Below are 20,734 nucleotides of genomic sequence, written 5' to 3' on the forward strand. Positions count from 1 at the left end.
TTTACCCTTCCCCTCCTGAACCTGTCCTCAACATTTCGGCGCTCCGGTTACCGGCGCATACAGCAGTGCATACACATGGGCCCCGAACCCTTGGTAATTCAAGGATTCGGGGCCCTAGCCTATACACGCTTACGCCGCCTGAAACAGCGAGTCAGCAGTGCAGGCAAGTAACTTTGTGGTTACTTCACGCCGCGCATCATCTTCTGAACCGGCTTGTGCACCAGGAACAGCAGAATACCGGTCGCGATGGTGATAATACCCATCCAGGTGAAGTAGGGAATTTCGGTTTCCATGCTGTAGAACGGAGCCAGCCAACCGGACAGCACGGTACCCATTGCCACGGAGGTGAAGTACAGTGCCATCATGTTCACGCGGTGCGCCTTCGGTGCGAGCTTGGTCGCCAGCGAAATACCCACCGGCGAAATAATCAGCTCAGCGATGGTGCAGACGAACAGAATCAGCACGATCCAGCCGACGTTCACGCTCTGGACGCCCGCCTGAGCGAGGAAGATCCAGAACGCCAGGCCGATGATAATCAGCGCTGCGGAGAACTTCAGGGTGGTGACCGGCTGGCGGTCGCCCCACTTGGTCCACAGGGCGGAGAACATCATGCCGAAGACGATGATGAAAATCGGGTTGATGGAGTTGACCAGGTTCGGGCTCAGTTCCATGCCCAGGATGTTCCAGTTGAGGCGCTCATCCGAGTACACCGCCATGACGGTGAACTGCTGCTGGTACAGTGCCCAGAACACGGCGTTTGCAATCCACAGGGGGATGAACGCGGTGACGCGGGAACGCTCGTCGGAGGTGACGTCCTTGGCGGTCAGCATCTGTGCGAACAGGGCGATAGCGCCGATGAAGATGAAGCCCATGACCCAGTTCTTGAGGTTGTCTGCGGTCATCAGACCGGTTGCCAACAGGATGCCGAGAACGACGACGATACCGACCAGTGCCAGGAAGAAGTTACGCTTCTGAGCGCTGGTGAAGGGGGTGCCCACGTGGTGTACGGAGGCGGGCAGGTTCTTGCGGGTCAGCGAGTACTGGATCAGACCGGCAGCCATACCGATTGCGGCAAGACCGAAGCCGAGGTGGAAGCCGCCAGCCTGCCAGCCCCAACCGGTCAGGATCGGGCCGATCAGTGCACCGGTGTTAACGCCGATGTAGAAGATGGTGAAGCCTGCGTCGCGGCGTGAGTCGTTGTCGCTGTAGAGCGAACCGACCAGCACGGATGCGTTACTCTTCAGGCCGCCGGAGCCGATAGCGACCAGCAGCAGACCAATTACCACGCCGGGGATGCCGGGGATGAGGGAGAGGGAGATGTGACCCGCCATGATGCCGATAGCGGAGTAGAAGAGGGTACGCTCGGGGCCGAGGATGCGGTCACCGAGGATACCGCCGAGGATTGCCATGAGGTACACGACTGCACCGTACGCGCCGATAACGCCGGTGGCGAGGTCCTTGTCGAGGCCCAGGCCGCCCTTGTCGGCGGTGTAGTACAGGTAGTAGATCATGATGCCCTGCATGCCATAGAAGGAGAAGCGCTCCCACATTTCTACGGTGAACAGGTTCGCGAGCATACGCGGGTGGCCGAAGAAGGTCTTGGTGTCCTTGGGTTCGGCACCTGTGATGGTGTGAGACATGGTGGTAATTCTTTTCTGTGCAAGCCCGGGGTTCTGTGTGACCCGGGCAATATGTGTTTAAGTCTATACCCTTGTGGGTGCATATGTATACATATTGTGTTCATGTATTTCAAAGATTGAACCATTAATCAGTGCATGAAAAACCATTTCGATTTTTTCGTATGCATCATTTCCAAATCTCACAAACCCCCAAATACCGGGCTAGATGCGCCACGCACCCCCAAAGCGCTAGAGTGGAACCACAACTATGCCCACCCGGCACCCCACCGTGCCGATCGGCCCGTCCTCATTCAATTCAAAGGAGAACCCCATGACTGCTGTACCCCAGGTTGACCCCCGCGACGTTCCCGCAGGCGCAACCATTATCGACGTGCGTGAAGACTACGAGTGGGAGGGCGGCCACGCCACCGGCGCCAAGCACATCACCCTCAGCACCCTCGCCGACCGCCTGGCCGAGCTGCCCGCACCCGGCGAAGACTTCTACGTCATCTGCCACGGCGGGGGCCGTTCGAACCGCGCGGCAACCTTCCTGCGCGGATGCGGCTACGCGGCCCACAACATTGCTGGCGGCACCAGCGCATGGTTCGCCGCCGGTCTGCCGATGACCAGCGAGAACGGCGAAGCACCCGCGGTCGTTCACTAAACCGCCGGTTCGCCTGCACGCCATACAATGGAGTCCGTGACTGAAACTTCCGCGGACCGTATGTTTTCTACCTCGAACGCTCCCGCTTCTGCGCCCGATTCCCAGGCCCTGCCGAGTATTCTGCAGAGCATCCCGTGGGATGCGCAGACGCGGGAGCTTGTCGTGCGCCCGCTTCCTTTCGTGGTGAACTGCGAGGACGCGTACCCGCTGCTGACCGGTGGCGCCGAGTATTCCTTCTGGCTGGATTCGGCGCGCGAGGAGTCGCCCATGTCGGTTGCCTCGTATGTGGGCGTGGTTCCGGCGCAGCTGTCGCCCCTGCGCGTGGATTCGGCGCGTGCGGCGGCTGAGTCTGGCGGGGAAGACCTCTTCGCCCAGCTGGAGGCGGCGCTCGCCTCCGCACCGCGCGTGCACCCGGACGCCGTGGTGGCAACCGGTCTGCCCGCGGGTTTGCGTGGCGGTTACGTGGGTTATTTCGGCTATGAGGCGCGTGCCGCCATGGGCATGGAGCATGGCCACCCGGTGCCCGGCTACCTGCCGGCGCATGAGGCGCCGACCCCGGATTCTCTGTGGTTGCCGGCGGTCCGCTACCTGGTGCATGAGCATGCCCGCCCGGGGGTTGCGGCGCGTAGCTGGCTGGTGGGCGATGAGCCGTGGTGTGAGGCGGCGGAGCGGTTGCTGAGCGCGGCGCTGAATGCGGCGGGGGAGTGCGCCTCCGAAAATACTCCCGTCAACGTCCCCGTCAATGCCCCTGAGCTCGCCGAGCTCCTGCTCTTCCCGGCACCCGCCGCGGAAGCCTACATGGACTCCGTTCGCGCTAGTCAGCACGAAATCTACGAGGGTAACAGCTACGAGGTGTGCCTGACCGCGCAGACGGTCGCGCGCATCCCCAACCCGAGCCCGGAGCTTTTCTTTGAGCTGTACCGCCGCCAGCGCGCCCACAATTCTGCACCCTATGCGGCGTATCTGCGGTGTGGTGATTTTTCGGTGCTTTCTTCTTCGCCGGAGCGTTTTTTGAGCGTGGATGAGCAGCGTAACGCCCAGACGAAGCCGATTAAGGGCACGGTGCCGCGCGGCGCCACCCCGGAGGAAGATGCCGCTGCAGCGGCATGGTTGCGTACCGATGAGAAGACCCGCGCCGAGAACCTCATGATCGTGGATCTGCTGCGTAATGACCTGTCTACGGTGTCTGACCCGGCGTCCGTGCGCGTGCCCGTGCTCATGGGTGTGGAGAGCTACTCGACCGTGCATCAGCTGGTGTCTACGGTCAGTTCGCGTTTGAGTGAGGGAATTTCCGCGGTGGCTGCCGCGCGGGCGTGCTTCCCGGGTGGTTCGATGACGGGTGCCCCGAAGCCTTCGACCATGCAGATTATTGAGGGTCTGGAGGGTCGCGCTCGCGGCGTGTATTCGGGTGCCTTGGGGTTTGTGTCGACGGATGGTTCAGCGAACCTGTCGATTGTGATTCGCACGCTCGTGGCGCACGATGATGGCATGGTGACTCTTGCCGCGGGTGGCGCTATCGTGGCTGATTCCGACCCGACCGCCGAGTATGAGGAGATGCTCACGAAGCTGCGCGCCGCGTTGCCGCCGTCGGTGGGTCGCGTGGTGGAATAACCTAGCGCTGGAATAGCCCAGGGAATAGCCTGCGCCGCCTGCACGTGAGCCGCTACACTTGAACTATGACTAAGCTTTCTGAAAACCTCCCCATTGAAGAAGCCCGTGAACGCCTGCGCCAGCTGATTTCTGAGCTGGCTGTGGTGCGCGGGCACGTGGTCCTCGCCTCCGGCAAGGAAGCCGACTACTACGTTGACCTGCGCCGCATCACCCTGCACCACGAGGCTTCTCGCCTGGTGGGTCAGGTCATGCTGGACCTGCTGGATAAGAACGGCATCGAGTTTGAGGCCGCTGGCGGCCTGACTATGGGTGCTGACCCGGTGGGTACCGCGATTATGCGTGCCGCTGGCGATCAAGACCGTGCGATTGACGCGTTTGTGGTGCGTAAGGCTCAGAAGTCTTACGGCATGGGCCGTCAGGTGGAGGGCCCGAGCGTTGAGGGTCGCCGCGTGGTTGCTGTTGAGGACACCTCCACGACCGGTGGTTCGGCGCTGACTGCTGTTGAGGCGCTGCGTAAGGCTGGCGCTGAGGTTGTGGCGGTTGCTGTGATTGTTGACCGTGCGACCGGTGCGAAGGAGCATGTGGAAGAGGTTGCGGGCGTTCCGTGCCTGTACGCGTACTCGAAGGATGAGCTGGGCCTGGACTAGTCTCTACTGGCTTGGACTAGGACCTCGTGAATTTTTAAGACGTTCCCGTTGCGGCGGGTGAACCCGTGCCGCTGGCTGCTGTGTGTGGCCGGTGGTGCGGGTTTTTGTCTGTAAGATGGCTCTGTGGGCGCCGGAGTGGCGCTGGTTGTTGGCGTGAAGGTGGTTGTGATGGTTGAGAATCGTGAGGCGGCTGAGGCTGTGCCTGCGGAGGCGGCTGTAGCTGAGGCTGTTGAGGGTACTGAGCAGGGTACTGCCCGTTTTGAGGTGGGTGTGGGCCCGTGGGAGGGCCCGTGGCCTGAGGGTGACCATTGGGATGAGGAGCTGCTGCGTGAGGGCGACCGTCGTAACGTGGTGGATAAGTACCGTTACTGGTCGATGGACGCGATTATTGCTGACCTGGATACGCGCCGCCATGATTTTCATGTGGCGATTGAGAATTGGCAGCATGATTTGAATATTGGCACGGTGGTACGTACTGCGAATGCGATGTTGGCGAAGGAGGTCCATATTATTGGGCGTCGCCGCTGGAATCGTCGTGGTGCGATGGTGACGGATCGTTATCAGCATGTGCGTCATCATCCGACGATTGAGGATTTTGTGGCGTGGGCGCAGGGTGAGGGTCTGGAGATTATTGGTATTGATATTTTTCCGGATTCGGTGCCGCTGGAGACGTATGATCTGCCGAAGAAGTGTGTGCTGGTTTTTGGTCAGGAGGGCCCGGGTTTGTCGGAGGAGTTGCATGCGGCGGCTAGGGATACTCTGTCGATTGAGCAGTTTGGGTCGACGCGTTCGATGAATGCGGCGACGGCTGCGGGTATTGCGATGCATGCGTGGGTTCGCCGCCATGTGTTTGGTCAGATTCCGTCGTAGCCTGGCGGCTGTTTATGAGGTGTTTAAAGGTTCCGATGCGTTGTGTGCGCGTCGGAACCTTTTTGTCGGGGGTCGGGGTGGCTTAAACCACGCATAGAATTACCTAGGCGTGTTAGTGTTAACGCAAATCACAGGAGATGTGAGAATCGCACTCTCAATTTCCTGACTTCGGCTCGCTAATAGTTGCGGGTTGCGGGTATGAATGACCGCGGCGTCATTCCCCTGAAAGGAGTCGGTAACAATGAAGAAATCTGCTGCCCTACTCGCCTGCTTTGCTTTAGCTTTAAGCTCCTGTTCCAGTAACGCCGAGCGGGACACCTCACGAAAAGCTGTTCTTGATTATTCAAAGAACTACGTACACCTTCCACTGGATGAGTATGCCTTCGACGAACTCACACTCCGTACGGTGAGCACGGCGTGGCACACGCTCATGTCCGAATGCTACGCACACCACGGTCAGTCCTACGCCGTGCCCTCAGTAGACACCCCGCAAGCGGGAGGCCTATACGGCAGCTGGAACGTTGAGTACGCCAAAAAGTACGGATACTCCCAGAAGGAATCCCGAGGCCCAGAAGATTCAGTATCAGACGACATCAACACCCGATGCCAAGAAGAGGTGAAAACCGCATTCTCTGAGGTTGAACTGGACGAAAAAGAATACCGGTTTGTAGGAGAGCTGAACTCACAGGCATACACCTATGCCTCCCAAACCGATGAGTGGAAAAATATTCGCTCAGAATGGTGGACCTGCCTGCGTGAACGTGGGCTAACCCCCAGAGAAGGAGAAGGTGACTGGATGTCCGAAGAAAGCGCACATCTCATGGCTTCCTCCCAAGATAACGAAGAATCTAAGCCGGAGGAAATTCGCCTCGCAACGATTGAAGCGGAATGTAACCAGAAGGTGGGTATGGCTCAGCGCCTGGGTGATATTGAGGCGTCCTACCAGGGGCCTCTCATCGAAAAGAACCAGGCGAAGCTCAACCAGTTGAAAGAAGAGAAAGAAAAGCGTGTGGCGAAGGCGCGCGAAATTATCGCCACCCGCCAGTAGCCGCACCCGCTGAATGGCAGAACGGGCGAACCAGCCGCAGATTGCCCACAAGAAAATTTCACAAAGAAGGAGCCGGGGAGTGTCACCACTCCCCGGCTCCCGCTGTATCCACTCTCAACCTCGCAGCCTACGCCGGCGCACCTACAGGCCCGCCAGCTAAAGGCCGCTCAGCGTCAGGTTGCTTAGCCCTTTAGCCCACCGGAACGTTAACGTTCACCAGCGAGTACAGATCCTTCGGATCATCCGGGCTAGCAACCAGGTCAATGAACTGCTGCAGGTCGGTGTCCTGCGTAGCCGCACGGGCATAACGCAGACCCGAGAAGTCAGAAATCGCGAAGCCCACCGAGTCAAACAGGGTAATCTGCTCATCCGAGACGCGGCCCGGCTCCTCACCGGTCAGAACCTTCCAGAACTCCACCACCGGGAAGTCCGGGTCCTTCTGCTGAATCTCGCCCTCAATGCGGGTCTGCGGCGGGAACTCAACAAAAACGGTGGAACGGTCCAGAATTTCGCTTTCCAGCTCAGTCTTGCCGGGGCAGTCGCCACCAATAGCGTTCAGGTGCACGCCGGGCTTCACCTGGCGGTCCAGCAGAACCTTCGCCTGCTGCTTATCGGCGGTGCAGGTGGTAATAATGTCGGCACCCTCAACAGCCTCGTCCACGTCCTTAGCCAGGTGGATGCGGAAGCCCAGCGGCTCCAGGTTACGGCGGAACTTCTCCATCGCGTGCGGATCAACGTCGTAGACGGACAGGTCCTCAATGCCGAGCACAGCGCGCATACCCAGCGCCTGGAATTCAGACTGCGAGCCGGTACCGATCATCGCCATCTTCTTCGAATCCTTGCGTGCCAGGTGCTTAGCAACCATGGCGGACACGCCGGCGGTACGCAGCGCGGTCAGCAGGGTCATCTCAGCCAGGAACACCGGGTAGCCGTTGTCCACGTCAGCGAGCAGACCGAACGCGGTCACGGTCTGGAAGCCGCGTGCCGGGTTCGACGGGTGACCGTTCACGTACTTGAAGGAGTAGGTGATGTTGTCGGAGGTGGGCATCAGCTCAATCACACCGAAGGGGGTGTGGGAGGCGACGCGCGGGATCTTGTCGAAGCTCTGCCACTTCTTGAAGTCTTCTTCGAGGAAGTCGACCATGCCGGCAATGATGTTGCCTACGCCGTCCTTCTGAATCCACTTTGCCATCGAGGCGACATCAACAAATTCCACCGCGTGTGCGCTAGGACGTTCAGTCATGATTTTCTCCTTTGAATAATTATGCTGCAAACAATGCGTTGGCAGTGAGTGCGTTTAGCGCGGATATTAGCAATAATTATGCCAAAAATATTCCAGAACACACTCTTACAAAATGTATTTTGTGTTTTTGGTGCGTGCACGGTGAGCTAAGCACCGTGCACGCGGGCGGGTGAGTTAGGGCTTGCCGTGGTGGCCCTTATGGGTGGTGCCGTGGTCTTCATCGTCGGCAAATTCGTCGAGCGCGATGTGGGTGTGCGGCTCCGAGACGAGCTTCTTCACCACGGGGCGGGCAGCAATCACAGGCACGGAACCGGTGTAGCCTTCACGGACGCGAGCAATCTCGTTGACGCGGTCACGAACCATGAACCAGCCGATAATCAGCAGTGGGATAACCACCAGCAGCGATGCCAGGGTGTAGGTGCCCACCGGGTAATCCAGCGCCATCAGCACAATCACAATCGCGAGGAACACCATCACGGCCCAGTCGCTGAAGCGACCGCCGGGTGCGCGGTAGTTGGGGCGCTTGTATTTGCCCTCACCGACCAGCTTCAGGTACTTCTGATGCGACATTGCGATAGCCGCCCAGCTGGCCATGGTGCCCACGGATGCGATGTTCAGCACGACCTCGAACGCCTGCTCGGGAACGAAGAAGTTCAGCACAACGCCAAAGAGGCCAATCACGCCGGTCAGCAGAATACCTGCCACCGGAACGCCGGAGCGGGACACCTTGGTGGTGAACTTCGGTGCGGAACCGGCAACACCCATCGAGTGGAGGATACGGCCGGTGGAGTACAGGCCAGCGTTCAGCGAGGAAGCAGCTGCGGTAATAACGACCAGCTGCATAATCGGTGCGGTACCGTCAATGCCGATAGCATCGAAGAAGGTCACGAACGGCGACTCTGCATCCTTGTATGCGGTGTAGGGCATGAGCAGGCAGAGCAGAACCACGGAACCAACGTAGAAGATCGCGATACGCCAGATCACGGTGTTGATAGCTCGGGGGATAACCTTCTCAACGTTCTTGGTTTCACCACTGGTGGTGCCGACCAGCTCGATACCGGCGTAGGCGAACACAACGCCCTGAACCACGATAAGAGCGGGAAGAATGCCGTTGGGGAAGAAGCCGTCATTGGCTGCAATAAGGCTCAGGCCGGGGGTGACGCCGTTGATGGGTTCACCGAAGACCAGGTACCAGATACCTACCGCCATGAAGGACAGCAGGGCAAGGATCTTAATGAGTGCGAACCAGAATTCCAGCTCACCGAAGATCTTCACGGAGATGAGGTTCAAAGCAACGGTGATGACAACGACGATGAACGCGCTGAGCCACTGGGGAATATCTGCGAAGAACTGGTTGTATCGACCGAACCAGCTGATGTAGATAGCGATAGCGGTGGCGTCTGCAACGGCGGTCATTGCCCAGTTCAGCCAGTACAGCCATCCGGATACGAATGCGGCCTTTTCGCCGTAGAATTCGCGGGTGTACGAGACAAAGGAGCCCGAGGAGGGGCGGTGAAGAATCAGCTCGCCGAGGGCTCGAAGGATCAGGTAGCCGAAGAAGCCGATGACGGCGTAGATGACGGCGAGCATGGGGCCTGCGTCCTGCAGGCGGCTACCGGTGCCCAGGAACAGGCCGGTACCAATGGCGGAACCGATGGCAATCATTTGGAGCTGACGTGCGCCAAGCCCCTTGTGGAAGCCTTCCTGCTCGTGTGCGAACGGGTCGTCTGTGGGGGGCTTAGTGTACTGATCCGCTGCAGAAGTCTGCGGGTTCTTGTTCGGTGAGGTGCTCACGCTATACCTCCTTGGATAGTTACGTCTGAAGCACGTGCTACACGAAATGTGGTTGGGAACACGTCTGCGGGTTGTTAATGACTATAGCACGGTAATTTAGGTAATATAACTCGCATCACGTAACAATTTATATACATATAATGCATATCTTATAAATATATTTGGTTCATGTTGTATTGTGTGGTTTTCGTTGTTTTGTGAAATAGATTAATTGAACCCTGAGTCCAAAAAATCAATTACCCCACCACCGCACAGCACAAGAGCACCCACAGCGGGGTGCTCTCACAACCTATTCAAAACGGGGACTTAGCCCTCCATAAGGCGCGTAATCTTCGCGCGTAGCGCGCGCTCGCGACGGTTCAACCACCACCAGCTCGGCCAACGCATCAACGACTTACGGCCCACCTGTACGACCGAGGGTAGCTTCGCCTCCGCAAGCGCCACATCAATCTCGTGGTCACTCGCGCCCTCATCACGCATTTTCTCCATCAATTCAAGGGATTTTGCCATATCGCCATGCCCCAAAACATGCCGACTCTTACGCTCTAGAACCTCATCCAACTGGGCGCGCACCGGAGCAATAGCGGCGGCGTTCGGGTGCTCACGTTCTGCGCGACGCTGCGCCTGGCGAGCCCGTTTTTCGCGGTTAAGCTCGCGCCGCTTCGCGCTATTTTTTGCCTTTGATGCGCCCATGAGAGTCCCTTTCGGTGCCGCAATATCGTGTGCGTTATCCCCGTAGCGGGTCGGGCTGGTGATTGAACCGCGGGCCGAACCCCACTCGAGGCATTAGGTCATTAATACCTCTACTTTACCGCGTAATTCCGCGGAATCTCCGGCCCAGCAAACCCCAAAAAACCCCACAAAAAGATAGAGCTTCTTAGTTATGCCTTGGTAAAATAGTGCGAGTAGGAGGCGCCTCGCGCGCCAACAAAATGGTGAACCGGTCCACTAGGTGTCCGGTCGCATCTATCCAAGGAGTCAGCATATGGCTATTGCAACCCCCGAAGTCTACGCAGAAATGCTGCAGCGTGCGAAGGAACAGGGCTTCGCATACCCCGCAGTGAACGTGACCTCCTCGCAGACCCTGAACGCCGCAATCCGCGGCTTCGCAGAGGCCGGCTCGGACGGTATCATCCAGGCATCCACCGGTGGTGCAGCATACTGGTCCGGCGCTTCCAAGAAGGATATGGTCGTTGGCTCCCTGGCCTTCGCAGCCTACGCACGTGAAGTTGCTAAGCAGTACGACGTGAACATTGCACTGCACACCGACCACTGCCCCAAGGACAAGCTGGAGGGCTTCGTTCTGCCCCTGCTGGCAGAGTCCGAGAAGGCTGTTGCTCGCGGTGAAGACCCCATCTTCAACTCCCACATGTGGGACGGTTCCGCAATCGACCTGGACGAGAACCTGAAGATCGCATCCGAGCTGATCGAGCGTACCTCCAAGGCAAAGATCGTGCTCGAGGTTGAGATTGGTGCCGTCGGTGGCGAGGAAGACGGCGTTGAGGGCGCTATCGACGACTCCCTGTACACCACCGTTGCAGACGCAATCAAGACCGTTGAGGCAATCGGCCTGGGCGAGAAGGGCACCTACATGGCTGCTCTGACCTTCGGTAACGTTCACGGCGTGTACAAGCCGGGTAACGTTCACCTGCGCCCCGAGCTGCTCAAGGAAATCCAGACCGAGGTCGGCGCCAAGTACGGCAAGGGCGACAAGCCCTTCTACCTGGTGTTCCACGGTGGCTCCGGCTCCACCGAGCAGGAGATTGCAGACGCAGTGTCCTACGGTGTTATCAAGATGAACATCGACACCGACACCCAGTACGCCTTCACCCGCCCCGTTGCCGGCCACATGTTCAGCAACTACGACGGTGTGCTGAAGGTTGACGGCGAGGTCGGCAACAAGAAGACCTACGACCCCCGCGTTTGGGGTGCCGCTGCTGAGGCAGGCATGGCCGCTCGCGTGGTCGAGGCTTGCCAGCAGCTCGGCTCCGTCGGTACCTCCCTGAACAAGTAAGGTACCGCGCGCCTAGCGCAGCCGCAGAGCAAAGAGCGGTGCCCGCCTCCTCTTCACGAGGGGCGGGCACCGCTCTTTTAAATCTCGGGTGAGGGTCGGTCGGGGCCGACGCTCGCGCCGGGGCTCAGCTGGGCGGGGTTGACCCGCCGCCGCGGTCGACTAGTGGCCGCCGCAGCCGCAACCACCGCATCCGCAGCCGCCGGACTTGACGGCCACCGAGCCGGAGGCGGGAATACCGTCGCCGGTGTCGCCGCCCATGAGGTTCACGCGGTTGCCGATGTCCGGGCCGCCCACCGGCTGGGCGGTCTTGCCGGCCAGGGTGGCCGCAAAACCGGCGGGCTCGGCCAGGGGGCTGAGGTTCGGCACCATGGAGGAGCCGGTCGGGCCGCACGCCGCGGCGGCCGCGTTCGCCTTCGGCTGCGACACCATGTGCGCGCGGGAGAAGCGCTTAATCTGCTCTGCGGTCGGGTAGGTGAAGGACACCTTCACCTCGCCGTTGACGAGCATGAGCGGCAGCACCTCGCGGCCGTTCATCTCAATCTGCTCGGCCACCGGGGCGCACTCCTCAAATGCAGAGGGGTACGAATCGGTGGAGTACACCTCAATCTCAACGCCCGAATCCAGGGCTTCCTGAGCTGCCCCCAGGAAGACGGAGCGCTCCATGTCCTGTGGGTCCTCCGGGTTCTCGCCCGGGCCGGGGATAAATACTTCAAGAACGGTCTCGGTTGCCGTTTCAGTCATCGTGTAGCCTTCTTACTCTCTCGGCGCGCACCTGTTCGCGGCGCCGGTTCTTCCCTAAGTGTACTCGCGCGCTACCCGCGCATTGAAGCGAGGCTAAAATGCCAGATTTGCGGAATATTTGCAGAAATTCGCTGAAACCGATTACGGTTCATATGTAGCGGCCCCGGGTGCGGTATTCTGAGTTCATATGCACCGGAGTGTCTAGAGCGGTTTCCCTCAACTGGCCTCCCCGGGAGCCCCGGTGCGGAATCCATCAGGCAATGACGCCGCATCCGTCGCGGACGAGCCTGCGCTACGAAAAATACGCTACCCCTAGCGCTAGAGAAGGAGCATACATGTTTGGTTTCGGCAAGAAGAAGAAGGAAGCCGCCGCACAGGAAGCCGCATCCGCAGACGTCTACGTCGCACCCGTCACCGGCGAGTACCTGCCGCTGAGCGAAGTTTCCGACCCGGTCTTCTCCCAGGGCGTCATGGGTGACGGCTACGCCGTGAACCCCACCGCAGGTACCATCGTTGCCCCCGTTGCGGGCACCATCGCCCTGATTCAGGACACCCTGCACGCCTTCATGCTCCGCACCGACAACGGCGGTGAGGTGCTCGTGCACATCGGTATCGACACCGTTGAGCTCGGCGGCGAGGGCTTCACCAAGATTGCAAACGTGGGCGACAAGGTGGAGGCAGGCGCCCCCATCATCGAGGTGGACTGGGCAGCCATCGAGGGTCGTATCCCCTCCAAGGAAACCATGGTGATGATTACCAACACCGCCAAGTTCAACATCTCGAAGGACTCCGAGGCACGCCGCCCCGTCAACGCCGGTGACCGCGTGGCCCAGGCTACCAAGAAGTAATCGAGGCCCCTACGTTGGGTGAAGGCCTCGTGCAGTGACCGCACGAAAGGCCGCGTTCTGCAGGCTCGCACGAGTCTAGAACGCGGCCTTTTTCGTTATTCGAGAAATTTTTTAACGACCCCGGGGTGTTAAACCCGAAAAGCGGCGGAAAAGGTGAAACGCCCAACCGCCCCTTGCGCCGAGAGTAAAAAGGAGGTGTGCATAGTACCCCAGAATCCCTAAATACCCGTGAAGAAACGATAAAAAATCGTTATTCTACATAGAGTTACAGTTTGAGTTGAGAGATTCCGGCATCTCAGCTATAAACGGAAACTTTGAACCCAACCACACACATAACGCTCAACTCACTACAGAAAAAAAGGACCACTACGGTGACCGTACTCTCGAACACCACCAAGAAGATGAGCCGCCGCGGCTTCCTCGGTGCCTCCGCACTCGTGCCCGCAGCCCTCGCGCTGCAGACCGGTGAGGCCCACGCAGCCGCCAACACGACCGCACAGCTTGCCGCCGTGCGCAGCGGATCCCCCGCGCACCAGCTGCTGTACAAGACCGATGAATTCTTCATCGCACACCGCGGCGCGGGCAACATCAGCCCCGAGCACACCGCCTACGCCTACGCCGAGTCCGTACGCCGCGGCGCCCTGGCCGTCGAAATTTCCGTGCGCACCACCCGCGACGGCAAATTTGTCTGCATGCACGACGCCAGCATCAAGCGCACCACCGGCGCCAACCTGGTCGTTCGCGACACCAACCTCGATGAGCTGCGCCGCCACCGGGTCGACATGCGTGAAAACCTGGGCGATAACATCGGCCTGTACGACATCCCCACCCTCGAAGAGGCCATCGAAGCCATCAACAACGTGCCCGAAGGCGGCGAATACGCCTCCATCGGCGGCAAGAAGGTTGTGCTCTTCATCGAGGCGAAGGACGGCCCGGCACAGCAGGGCCTGCTCAAGTTCATCACCGACCGCGGCCTGCAGCGTCGCACCGTCATCAAGATGTACCGCGACGGCAGCGGCGGCTTCAACCCCACTTCTCGCTACCTCAAGCTCGTGAACGCCGCGGGCTGCGGCACCTGGTGCTACTTCGACGGCGGCGACCCCATCGACAAGATTTCCGCCATGGCCCGCCACAAGAACGTGGACGCCCTCGGCGTGCCCTTCTACGAGAAGCCCACCGGCGCGGGCTACGGCTCCATGAGCGAGGACGCCGTGCGCACCCTCACGGGCCTTGGCAAGGCTGTCATCGTGTGGGAGGTCCACCGCCGCTCCGTCTACGAAAACTACAAGGCGCTCGGTGTGAAGGGCTTCATGTGCCCCGACCCCTACTGGGTGATCGGCGACCCCTTCGACTCCAGCGTGAAGATTAACACCGGCCGTCGCCAGCACGGCATCCTGCCGGCCGACCCCTCCACCGCGGCCGACATGCCCGAACTGAACGGCAAGGCCATCGTGCACCGCCAGCGTTACGACGAGTCCGTGCTGCTCGGCCCCCTGTCTAACTTCACCACCCGCGATAAGTACACCCTGGACTTCTCCATGAAGTGGACCGGTGAGCTGCCCAAGCAGCAGAGCCACTACGGCTACGTTGCCTTCGGCCGCCAGCACGATGGCGCCTTCGGCATCGGCAAGAAGTTCGCCGCCAAGCAGGATGATGGCACCTACCTGCTCGCGGTGCGCCCCTCGTACCAGGGCGGCTCGGTCGCGCAGATTCTCTGCTTCGCCCCCGGCCAGTCCACCCCGCGCGTGCTGCACACCATGAAGCTGCGTCAGAAGGTCACCACCGGCCAGGCGCTGAACTGCAAGATCGTGGTGAACAAGAACAGCTTCTACTACACGATCAACGGCCAGTACTCCAGCCCGATTAACCACAGCACCTACCGCGGCCCGTACGTGCACTTCGGCCGCTTCCACGGCACGAATGACGGTGGTCCTCTGGAGTTGACCCGCATCGAGGCACGCCAGTCCTGGGTTTGAGAGCGCAGGTGGGCTTAAACCACCGCCGAGCACCACGCCACTCGCGGCTCACCACCGCGGAGAGCGAGGCGCAGGGCTTTGCGGACGCACACCGAGCATCCCTTCCGGGCTAGGCCTCCCATAACCCCCAGCTGCTCGCGTACCGAGCGAGAATTCACCCCGAGGGGGCTGCATCCGTGGCGGATGCGGCCCCCTTCGGCGTGCTCGGGCGGGTTGGTCGAGTGGGGGGGAGGATGATTGGAGAGGGGCAGCGGCGGCGCGCGAGGGCACCCCGCGCGCGTTTTGGGGCGCGTAGCGTGCCGCGGGGTAGGGGAGAAGCGCGGGACTAGAATTAAAAGCGTCAGAGTCGACCGCACCGGCCGCCCCAACCCGAAAGGCACGCCATGACCACCTCGCCCGAAAACCCCGCCGCCGAGAGCGCTACTTCCGAAAAGCCCGTCGCAAAGTCTGCTCAGCTGCGAGGCCGCACCGAACCGCACATGCAAAGCATCAACATGCCGCAGCGCGAACCCATCGACCCCTACGAGCGGCCCTCCTACCCCTTCTTCTACGTGCCCACCGACCTGCTCATCGGCGGCAGCTGGGTCACCGGCGACAACGGCTCCTTCCCCGTGCACAACCCCTCCTGCGGCCAACTCCTCGCGCACGTCGCCGACGCCAGCGTCGAACAGGGCATCGAAGCACTTGATGCCGCCTGCGACGCCCGCGCCTCATGGGCGGCAACCAGCGCCCGCGAACGCGCCGACATCCTCAACCGCGCCTACACGCTCATGACGCAGCGCACCGAAGTCATCGCCCGGCTCATGACCCTCGAAATGGGCAAGCCCCTCGACCAGTCCCGCGGCGAAGTCGCCTACGCGGCAAACTACCTGCGCTGGTACGCCGAAGAAGCCGCCCGCAACTTCGGCCGCACCGCGGTCGCCCCCGAATCCGGGCTGCAGATCACCACCGTACGCCGCCCCGTCGGCCCCTGCCTGCTGATTACCCCCTGGAACTTCCCGCTCGCCATGGCGGCACGCAAGGTCGCCCCGGCGCTCGCGGCGGGCTGCACCGCGGTGCTCAAGCCCGCCTCCCTGACTCCGCTCAGCTCCCTGTACTTCGCGTCCCTGATGCGTGAGGCGGGCCTGCCGGACGGCGTGCTGAACGTGGTGACCACCTCCCGCACCAGCGAGGTTGTCTCCGCGCTGATGGCTGATGAGCGCCTGCGGAAGGTCTCGTTCACCGGCTCTACCGCCGTGGGCCGCACCCTGCTCGCGCAGGCTTCGCAGAACGTTCTGCGCACCTCCATGGAACTGGGCGGCAACGCACCGTTCATCGTCTTTGAGGACGCGGACATCCCCGCCGCCGTGGAGGGTGCCTACGCGGCGAAGATGAGGAACATGGGCGAGGCCTGCACCGCCGCCAACCGATTCATCGTGCACGAGGACGTGGCCGAAGAGTTCACCCGCGCCTTCGTGGAGCGCATGGAGGCGACCGTCGTGGGTGACGGAGCCATCGACGGAACCGAATGTGGGCCGCTAATTCAACCTTCAGCGGTTGAATCCATGCTTTTTATGGTGGAAGACGCCCTGGGCAAGGGCGCGCTCCTCGCCTGCGGCGGAGACATTCCCGAGCTGCCCTCGGAGGTTAACGGCAACACCGGCGGCATGCCCAAGAACCTGAACAAGGGCAACTTCATCAACCCCACCGTGCTGACCGGCGTGACCGATTCGATGCGCGTGTGGCGTGAAGAAATCTTCGGCCCCGTCGCCCCGATTGCCACGTTCGGCGGCTACGGCGAGGAAGGCGAACGCACCGCCCTGAAGCTCGCCAACGACACCGAGTACGGCCTGGCGGCGTACGTGTACACGAGCAACCACCCGCGCTTTACGCGCATGGCGGCAGGCCTGGAGTTCGGCCTGATCGGTTACAACTCCGGCGTTATCTCGAACGCGGCAGCTCCCTTCGGTGGCGTGAAGCAGTCCGGCATGGGTCGCGAGGGCGGCCCCGAGGGTCTGGAAGAGTACACCGAGCTGCAGTACATCGGCGCACCGAACCCGTTCGCCGGATAGGCTGAGATACCAGTTACAGCGAATCCTGGATACAGTGAAGCCCCGGCGGGTACCCGAGAAGTGAACTGCGCCCCGAAACTTGGACGCATTAAATACTAGCCGTTATGCGGCCTCCTGCAGGGCCTGAACCCGGTACTCTACCGGAGTCAGGCCCCTAAGCTTTACCTGACGTCTTACTGTATTCCAATGCGTGATATAGGCATCAAGGTCGGCTTTGAAGCTCTCGAAGGTCTGCCAGTCCTGGCCGCGAAAGAACTCGTCCTTAATGTGTCCAAAGACCTGCTCGGTGGCACCATTATCAATGCAGTTACCTTTACGTGACATACTCTGGATGAAACCATTATCAGCAAGCGTTCTGACGTAGAACTCGTGCTGATACTGCCACCCCATATCCGAGTGCAAGACCGGTTCAACCCCTGCAGGTTTAGCATCCATGAGTACCTGAAGCATCTCTTGCTGCTGGGCAAGATTAGGGCACATCGAGATGGAATGGGCAACAATCTCCTTGCTGGCAAAGTCATAAACCGGAGCGAGATAGGCCTTACCGAAGGAGAGCTTAAACTCGGTAACATCGGTGCCCAACTTCTGCCAAGGGCCACCGGCCTTGAAATCGCGACCGATAATGTTCTCGAAGCTTTGCCCCACCTCCCCCTTGTAAGAGTTGTACCTACGGTAGACCCTCTCACGGCGTATACCGCAGCGCAAACCCATTTCGCCCATCATCTTCAAGACCGTCTTATCAGCGATGCGCTCCCCTTCCTCAGCGCGCAGGCACATGGCGACCTGCCTGTGACCGCACCCGTTGGGGGTTCGTGAAAAGATCTGGGCGACCTTGGGCCGCAGATACGCTCTGGTTGGCTGCTGGGGGTGAGCCAGCGCGTAGTAGTAGCTCGACCTGGCAAGACCGGCGGCCTTGAGGAGATCGCACACCGCATGTCCGCGCCCTGAAAGCTCGGCGACCACTAGGGCTTTGTCCCGGTTTGGGAGCGTCTGTGCGCCTTCAGGGCAATCGATTTTTTTAGGTACGCCACCTGCGCCTCGAGCTTGCGCACGCGCTCGGCGAGTTCCTCCTCACGCGTTGGTGGCACCGCCCGCACCGTCCCCTTCGGCCTGCCCTTGGGCTTGGGCTTGAGTGCCTGCGCGCCGCCCTCGCGGTACAGCCTGCACCACTGCTTCAACGGTGTCGTGCTTGCAATACCGAAGCGCATCATTGCTTCAGGCTTACTCATCCCACCTTCAACCACAGCCTTCGCTGCGGCAACCTTGGTCTCATAGTCGTATCTGGCCTGCTTTATTCCCATGGCAAGAAACCCGCTCCTCCCGATGACGCGGTACATTTTCTGCCACTCTCTCACAGTCGCGGCGGACACACCAAGCCTGCTGGCGGTCAAACGATAGCCACGTCCCTTCTCAAACATTTGCGCTGCCTGCTCCCGAAGCAAACGGTCATGCCTTGATCTCAGATGCACGGACATGAAAAGCCTCCTGTTTCTTGGACTTTATTTTTGATGTCCAAGAAACGGGAGGCAGTTCAAAGGTGCCCGCCGGGGCTTTACGCTGTCTACATTATGCGTGGGTGCTAGAGCTGACTCTGCCTAGAGCTGGGACAGGGGTTATAGCTGGCACGGGGCTTGTATCTGGTGCAGGGCTTAGAGCTGGCGCAGTGCGAGCAGTTCGCGGCTGAAAGCATCCGCGGGACCCTTGCCACACGAGTTGGGGCGCGGCTCAAGGGCGACCCGCTCGAAGAAGGTGACCCAGGTGCGTCCGTCGGTGTGGGAGGTGAGTGCTGCCTCCAGGGTGGGGTTCTCGGCAGAAAGCTCGGGGGAGGGGCCTGCCGCCGGGTTGGTGCTCGCCGCGTTGAGTGCATCCAGCGCCTCCTGCACCGATGTTTCACGTGAAACCAAACCGTCAGAGGTTACTTCTTCGCCCTTTTTCTCCAGTTCGAGGCGTACGGCAACCTCCGCCGCCTGCTCCACCGGGGTATCCGTGCTGCGGCCTCGCAGGCCGTGCAGGGAGGGCACGGAACGTCCCGCCAGTGAAAGATAAGCGACCATGGCCGAGGGTTCCGACAGGCGACCGTAGGTGTAGCCGGTAGGCAGCACAATGCCGACCGGAGCAAAGCGGTGACCGCCCGTGTGCGAACACTCCCAGGTCGCGCCCGGCGGCAGAACATCCGCCAGGTGTGCCGCAATGGGACGACCGCGCAGGGCACAGCAGCGGTCACGCTTGGAATGGGTGCACACCAGGATGAGGGGCGAATCCATGAGCTCCGCGCCGGTTGCCTGAATCAACTCCTCCGGGTTGTCCAGGGGTAGGTCAAGCAGTTGCTCAGGGGTGCTCACACTGAAGGAGTAGAGGCGTTCCTCGCCGGGGGTTGAAATCGCGTAGAACACGCGGTGGGTGAGGTTGCCCTCCGCGTCGGGTTCGCCGTGCAGCGCACGGCGCTGCTCGCCCGGCTGGTGGATGAGAAGGAACTTGAGCTTTGCGCGGTCGACGGCTTCTTTGAGTGCCGCCGAGAGCTCCTCACCGAGGGCGGAGCCGTCGAGCACGTCGCGGCCCCAGTGCCCGGTGTGTTCGAGCACCAGCCAGGCGGCGGTGCGTCCGGCGGTGCCGCCGAGCGCCTCGTCGTCGTAGAGGGAACAGGAGTCGGCGGGAATCTTGGTGGCACGGGTGCGTGAAGAGAGCTCGTCGGCGTGCGCGGCGCGCAGGTTCTTCAGCTCGGCGGGGTTGGTGGCGCGCGGCTCGGGGGTTGCGGGGGTGCAGGATTCAGTCATGGTTTCTCGATTCTACGCCTGCAGGATGTGAATGGCCTATGTTGTCCCTGTACGGGCTAAATGCCGAAAAACAACCGCTCAAGGGTGATTTTTAGGGGTTATCGGGTGGTCAACTACTCAGGAAGGAGCGCCAAAGCGACGCGGTAGAGGCGGTCCTTTTCCTCGGGGGCGCCGAAGAAGGAGCGGAGCATGTACCCCTGGAAGACCATCATGAAGGCGTCTGCGGTGTCGCGGGCGTAGTCGGCGATGAGCGCCTCCTGTTCGGGGGTGCGCTGCGCCGAATCGGGGTTGATTTCGTGTAGAACGCTGAGCTGTTCGGCTGCCCAGGGGGTGAGGGTCTTTACGATGATGCCCTGCAATAGGGGCATGATGTCCGTGGTTGCCCTGGCGATTTCGGGTGCGTGGAGCGATTCAAGGCGGATGCGCAGCATGGCAGAGAAATTGTCGTTTACCAGCTGGTTCGTGTGGATGGTTTCGAGAATGTCCTGGGGGCCTGCGCCTTCGGGGAGTGTTTCGTAGAGCTTCTTGACGTTGTTGAGGCGCTCGTTGATGGCGGTGATGAGGATGTCTTCTTTGCCGGAGAAGTGCGAGTAGATGGACCCGGAGGACAGCCCGGAGGCTTTGATGATGTCGCTCATGGAGGTGTTGGTGTAGCCCTTTTCGAGGAAGCAGCTAACGGCGGCTTCGATGATTTGGGCTCGGCGTGCGGCTTTGGTGGCGTCTGTTAGTCGGGGCATGGTTCCAGTCTAGGGGGTGAGGCTAAAGAACGCGTAAACACAACACTGATTCTTTTTGTGACTTTACAAACAAAATAGCTATTTCGTTTGCGCTTGG

At 60.6% G+C, this 20,734-nt stretch carries 18 protein-coding genes; 9 read left to right on the plus strand and 9 right to left on the minus strand.

What is annotated here, in order from left to right; all coding sequences use genetic code 11:
- Positions 1-179: 179 nt before the first annotated feature.
- On the minus strand, positions 180-1,640 hold the full coding sequence (locus AC3E6W_RS00465) for a peptide MFS transporter (protein ID WP_490652053.1): 1,461 nt from the start codon (positions 1,638-1,640) through the stop codon (positions 180-182).
- A 310-nt stretch (positions 1,641-1,950) separates the two neighbouring features.
- Between AC3E6W_RS00465 and AC3E6W_RS00470 the strand changes: the two genes are divergently transcribed.
- The 5 genes from AC3E6W_RS00470 (at position 1,951) to AC3E6W_RS00490 (ending at position 6,459) form a co-directional block, all read left to right on the plus strand.
- Positions 1,951-2,283, plus strand: coding sequence for a rhodanese-like domain-containing protein (locus tag AC3E6W_RS00470; protein WP_306539416.1), 333 nt, complete (start codon positions 1,951-1,953; stop codon positions 2,281-2,283).
- A gap of 27 nt (positions 2,284-2,310) precedes the next feature.
- Positions 2,311-3,894 (plus strand): anthranilate synthase component I family protein, encoded by a 1,584-nt coding sequence (locus tag AC3E6W_RS00475; RefSeq protein WP_490652054.1) that lies wholly within the window; start codon positions 2,311-2,313, stop codon positions 3,892-3,894.
- A gap of 65 nt (positions 3,895-3,959) precedes the next feature.
- A complete protein-coding gene (gene pyrE / locus AC3E6W_RS00480; protein ID WP_005507935.1) occupies positions 3,960-4,541 on the plus strand; it encodes an orotate phosphoribosyltransferase in 582 nt (193 codons plus the stop codon).
- A 123-nt stretch (positions 4,542-4,664) separates the two neighbouring features.
- Positions 4,665-5,411 carry a TrmH family RNA methyltransferase gene (locus tag AC3E6W_RS00485; RefSeq protein ID WP_246826157.1) on the plus strand — a complete coding sequence of 249 codons (747 nt, stop codon included), beginning with the start codon at positions 4,665-4,667 and terminating at the stop codon, positions 5,409-5,411.
- Positions 5,412-5,652: 241 nt separating this feature from the next.
- Complete coding sequence (locus AC3E6W_RS00490) at positions 5,653-6,459, plus strand: hypothetical protein (RefSeq protein WP_490652055.1); 807 nt, start codon at positions 5,653-5,655, stop codon at positions 6,457-6,459.
- Between the two features lie 190 nt (positions 6,460-6,649).
- Here the strand turns inward: AC3E6W_RS00490 and ocd are convergent, their stop codons facing one another.
- From ocd to AC3E6W_RS00505, 3 genes are all read right to left on the minus strand, one after another.
- Positions 6,650-7,702, minus strand: a complete 1,053-nt coding sequence (gene ocd, locus AC3E6W_RS00495) for an ornithine cyclodeaminase (RefSeq protein WP_049344604.1) — start codon at positions 7,700-7,702, stop codon at positions 6,650-6,652.
- A 174-nt stretch (positions 7,703-7,876) separates the two neighbouring features.
- The gene (locus AC3E6W_RS00500) at positions 7,877-9,496 is read right to left on the minus strand and encodes an amino acid permease (protein WP_490652056.1); all 1,620 of its coding nucleotides are present in this window, start codon (positions 9,494-9,496) and stop codon (positions 7,877-7,879) included.
- A gap of 306 nt (positions 9,497-9,802) precedes the next feature.
- The gene (locus tag AC3E6W_RS00505; RefSeq protein WP_490652057.1) at positions 9,803-10,189 is read right to left on the minus strand and encodes a cobalamin ABC transporter ATPase; all 387 of its coding nucleotides are present in this window, start codon (positions 10,187-10,189) and stop codon (positions 9,803-9,805) included.
- A gap of 292 nt (positions 10,190-10,481) precedes the next feature.
- Between AC3E6W_RS00505 and fbaA the strand changes: the two genes are divergently transcribed.
- Entirely contained in the window at positions 10,482-11,510 is a 1,029-nt protein-coding gene (fbaA, locus tag AC3E6W_RS00510; RefSeq protein ID WP_049332351.1) for a class II fructose-bisphosphate aldolase, read from the plus strand.
- Positions 11,511-11,669: 159 nt separating this feature from the next.
- Here the strand turns inward: fbaA and AC3E6W_RS00515 are convergent, their stop codons facing one another.
- Positions 11,670-12,251 carry an arsenic metallochaperone ArsD family protein gene (locus AC3E6W_RS00515; protein ID WP_070680885.1) on the minus strand — a complete coding sequence of 194 codons (582 nt, stop codon included), beginning with the start codon at positions 12,249-12,251 and terminating at the stop codon, positions 11,670-11,672.
- Between the two features lie 335 nt (positions 12,252-12,586).
- On the opposite strand from AC3E6W_RS00515, the gene AC3E6W_RS00520 reads away from it, so the two are divergent.
- From AC3E6W_RS00520 to AC3E6W_RS00530, 3 genes are all read left to right on the plus strand, one after another.
- A complete protein-coding gene (locus AC3E6W_RS00520; protein WP_049332355.1) occupies positions 12,587-13,099 on the plus strand; it encodes a PTS sugar transporter subunit IIA in 513 nt (170 codons plus the stop codon).
- A gap of 371 nt (positions 13,100-13,470) precedes the next feature.
- Positions 13,471-15,075 carry a glycerophosphodiester phosphodiesterase gene (locus AC3E6W_RS00525; protein ID WP_490652059.1) on the plus strand — a complete coding sequence of 535 codons (1,605 nt, stop codon included), beginning with the start codon at positions 13,471-13,473 and terminating at the stop codon, positions 15,073-15,075.
- 383 nt (positions 15,076-15,458) lie between these two features.
- Positions 15,459-17,126, plus strand: coding sequence for an NAD-dependent succinate-semialdehyde dehydrogenase (locus tag AC3E6W_RS00530; protein WP_490652060.1), 1,668 nt, complete (start codon positions 15,459-15,461; stop codon positions 17,124-17,126).
- 102 nt (positions 17,127-17,228) lie between these two features.
- On the opposite strand, the gene AC3E6W_RS00535 is transcribed toward AC3E6W_RS00530, so the two are convergent.
- The 4 genes from AC3E6W_RS00535 to AC3E6W_RS00550 form a co-directional block, all read right to left on the minus strand.
- A complete protein-coding gene (locus AC3E6W_RS00535; protein WP_490652061.1) occupies positions 17,229-18,089 on the minus strand; it encodes an IS3 family transposase in 861 nt (286 codons plus the stop codon).
- The gene (locus tag AC3E6W_RS00540; protein ID WP_490652062.1) at positions 18,089-18,544 is read right to left on the minus strand and encodes a transposase; all 456 of its coding nucleotides are present in this window, start codon (positions 18,542-18,544) and stop codon (positions 18,089-18,091) included. The genes AC3E6W_RS00535 and AC3E6W_RS00540 overlap by 1 nt, the downstream gene beginning before the upstream one ends.
- A gap of 231 nt (positions 18,545-18,775) precedes the next feature.
- A complete protein-coding gene (locus AC3E6W_RS00545) occupies positions 18,776-19,900 on the minus strand; it encodes a ferredoxin family protein (RefSeq protein ID WP_490652063.1) in 1,125 nt (374 codons plus the stop codon).
- Between the two features lie 113 nt (positions 19,901-20,013).
- Complete coding sequence (locus AC3E6W_RS00550; RefSeq protein ID WP_490652064.1) at positions 20,014-20,637, minus strand: TetR/AcrR family transcriptional regulator; 624 nt, start codon at positions 20,635-20,637, stop codon at positions 20,014-20,016.
- Positions 20,638-20,734: the final 97 nt, after the last annotated feature.

The organism is Rothia sp. SCPM-O-B-18226 (M350), assembly GCF_058213595.1.

Excerpts from the sequence above, each read along its gene's own strand:
- AC3E6W_RS00520 (WP_049332355.1), top strand. The coding sequence starts at position 12,587 with ATGTTTGGTTTCGGCAAGAAGAAGAAGGAAGCCGCCGCACAGGAAGCC.
- AC3E6W_RS00545 (WP_490652063.1), bottom strand. The coding sequence starts at position 19,900 with ATGACTGAATCCTGCACCCCCGCAACCCCCGAGCCGCGCGCCACCAAC.
- AC3E6W_RS00465 (WP_490652053.1), bottom strand. The coding sequence starts at position 1,640 with ATGTCTCACACCATCACAGGTGCCGAACCCAAGGACACCAAGACCTTC.
- AC3E6W_RS00475 (WP_490652054.1), top strand. The coding sequence starts at position 2,311 with ATGGAGTCCGTGACTGAAACTTCCGCGGACCGTATGTTTTCTACCTCG.
- AC3E6W_RS00505 (WP_490652057.1), bottom strand. The coding sequence starts at position 10,189 with ATGGGCGCATCAAAGGCAAAAAATAGCGCGAAGCGGCGCGAGCTTAAC.
- AC3E6W_RS00550 (WP_490652064.1), bottom strand. The coding sequence starts at position 20,637 with ATGCCCCGACTAACAGACGCCACCAAAGCCGCACGCCGAGCCCAAATC.
- pyrE (WP_005507935.1), top strand. The coding sequence starts at position 3,960 with ATGACTAAGCTTTCTGAAAACCTCCCCATTGAAGAAGCCCGTGAACGC.
- AC3E6W_RS00530 (WP_490652060.1), top strand. The coding sequence starts at position 15,459 with ATGACCACCTCGCCCGAAAACCCCGCCGCCGAGAGCGCTACTTCCGAA.
- ocd (WP_049344604.1), bottom strand. The coding sequence starts at position 7,702 with ATGACTGAACGTCCTAGCGCACACGCGGTGGAATTTGTTGATGTCGCC.
- AC3E6W_RS00490 (WP_490652055.1), top strand. The coding sequence starts at position 5,653 with ATGAAGAAATCTGCTGCCCTACTCGCCTGCTTTGCTTTAGCTTTAAGC.
- AC3E6W_RS00515 (WP_070680885.1), bottom strand. The coding sequence starts at position 12,251 with ATGACTGAAACGGCAACCGAGACCGTTCTTGAAGTATTTATCCCCGGC.
- AC3E6W_RS00540 (WP_490652062.1), bottom strand. The coding sequence starts at position 18,544 with ATGTTTGAGAAGGGACGTGGCTATCGTTTGACCGCCAGCAGGCTTGGT.
- AC3E6W_RS00470 (WP_306539416.1), top strand. The coding sequence starts at position 1,951 with ATGACTGCTGTACCCCAGGTTGACCCCCGCGACGTTCCCGCAGGCGCA.
- fbaA (WP_049332351.1), top strand. The coding sequence starts at position 10,482 with ATGGCTATTGCAACCCCCGAAGTCTACGCAGAAATGCTGCAGCGTGCG.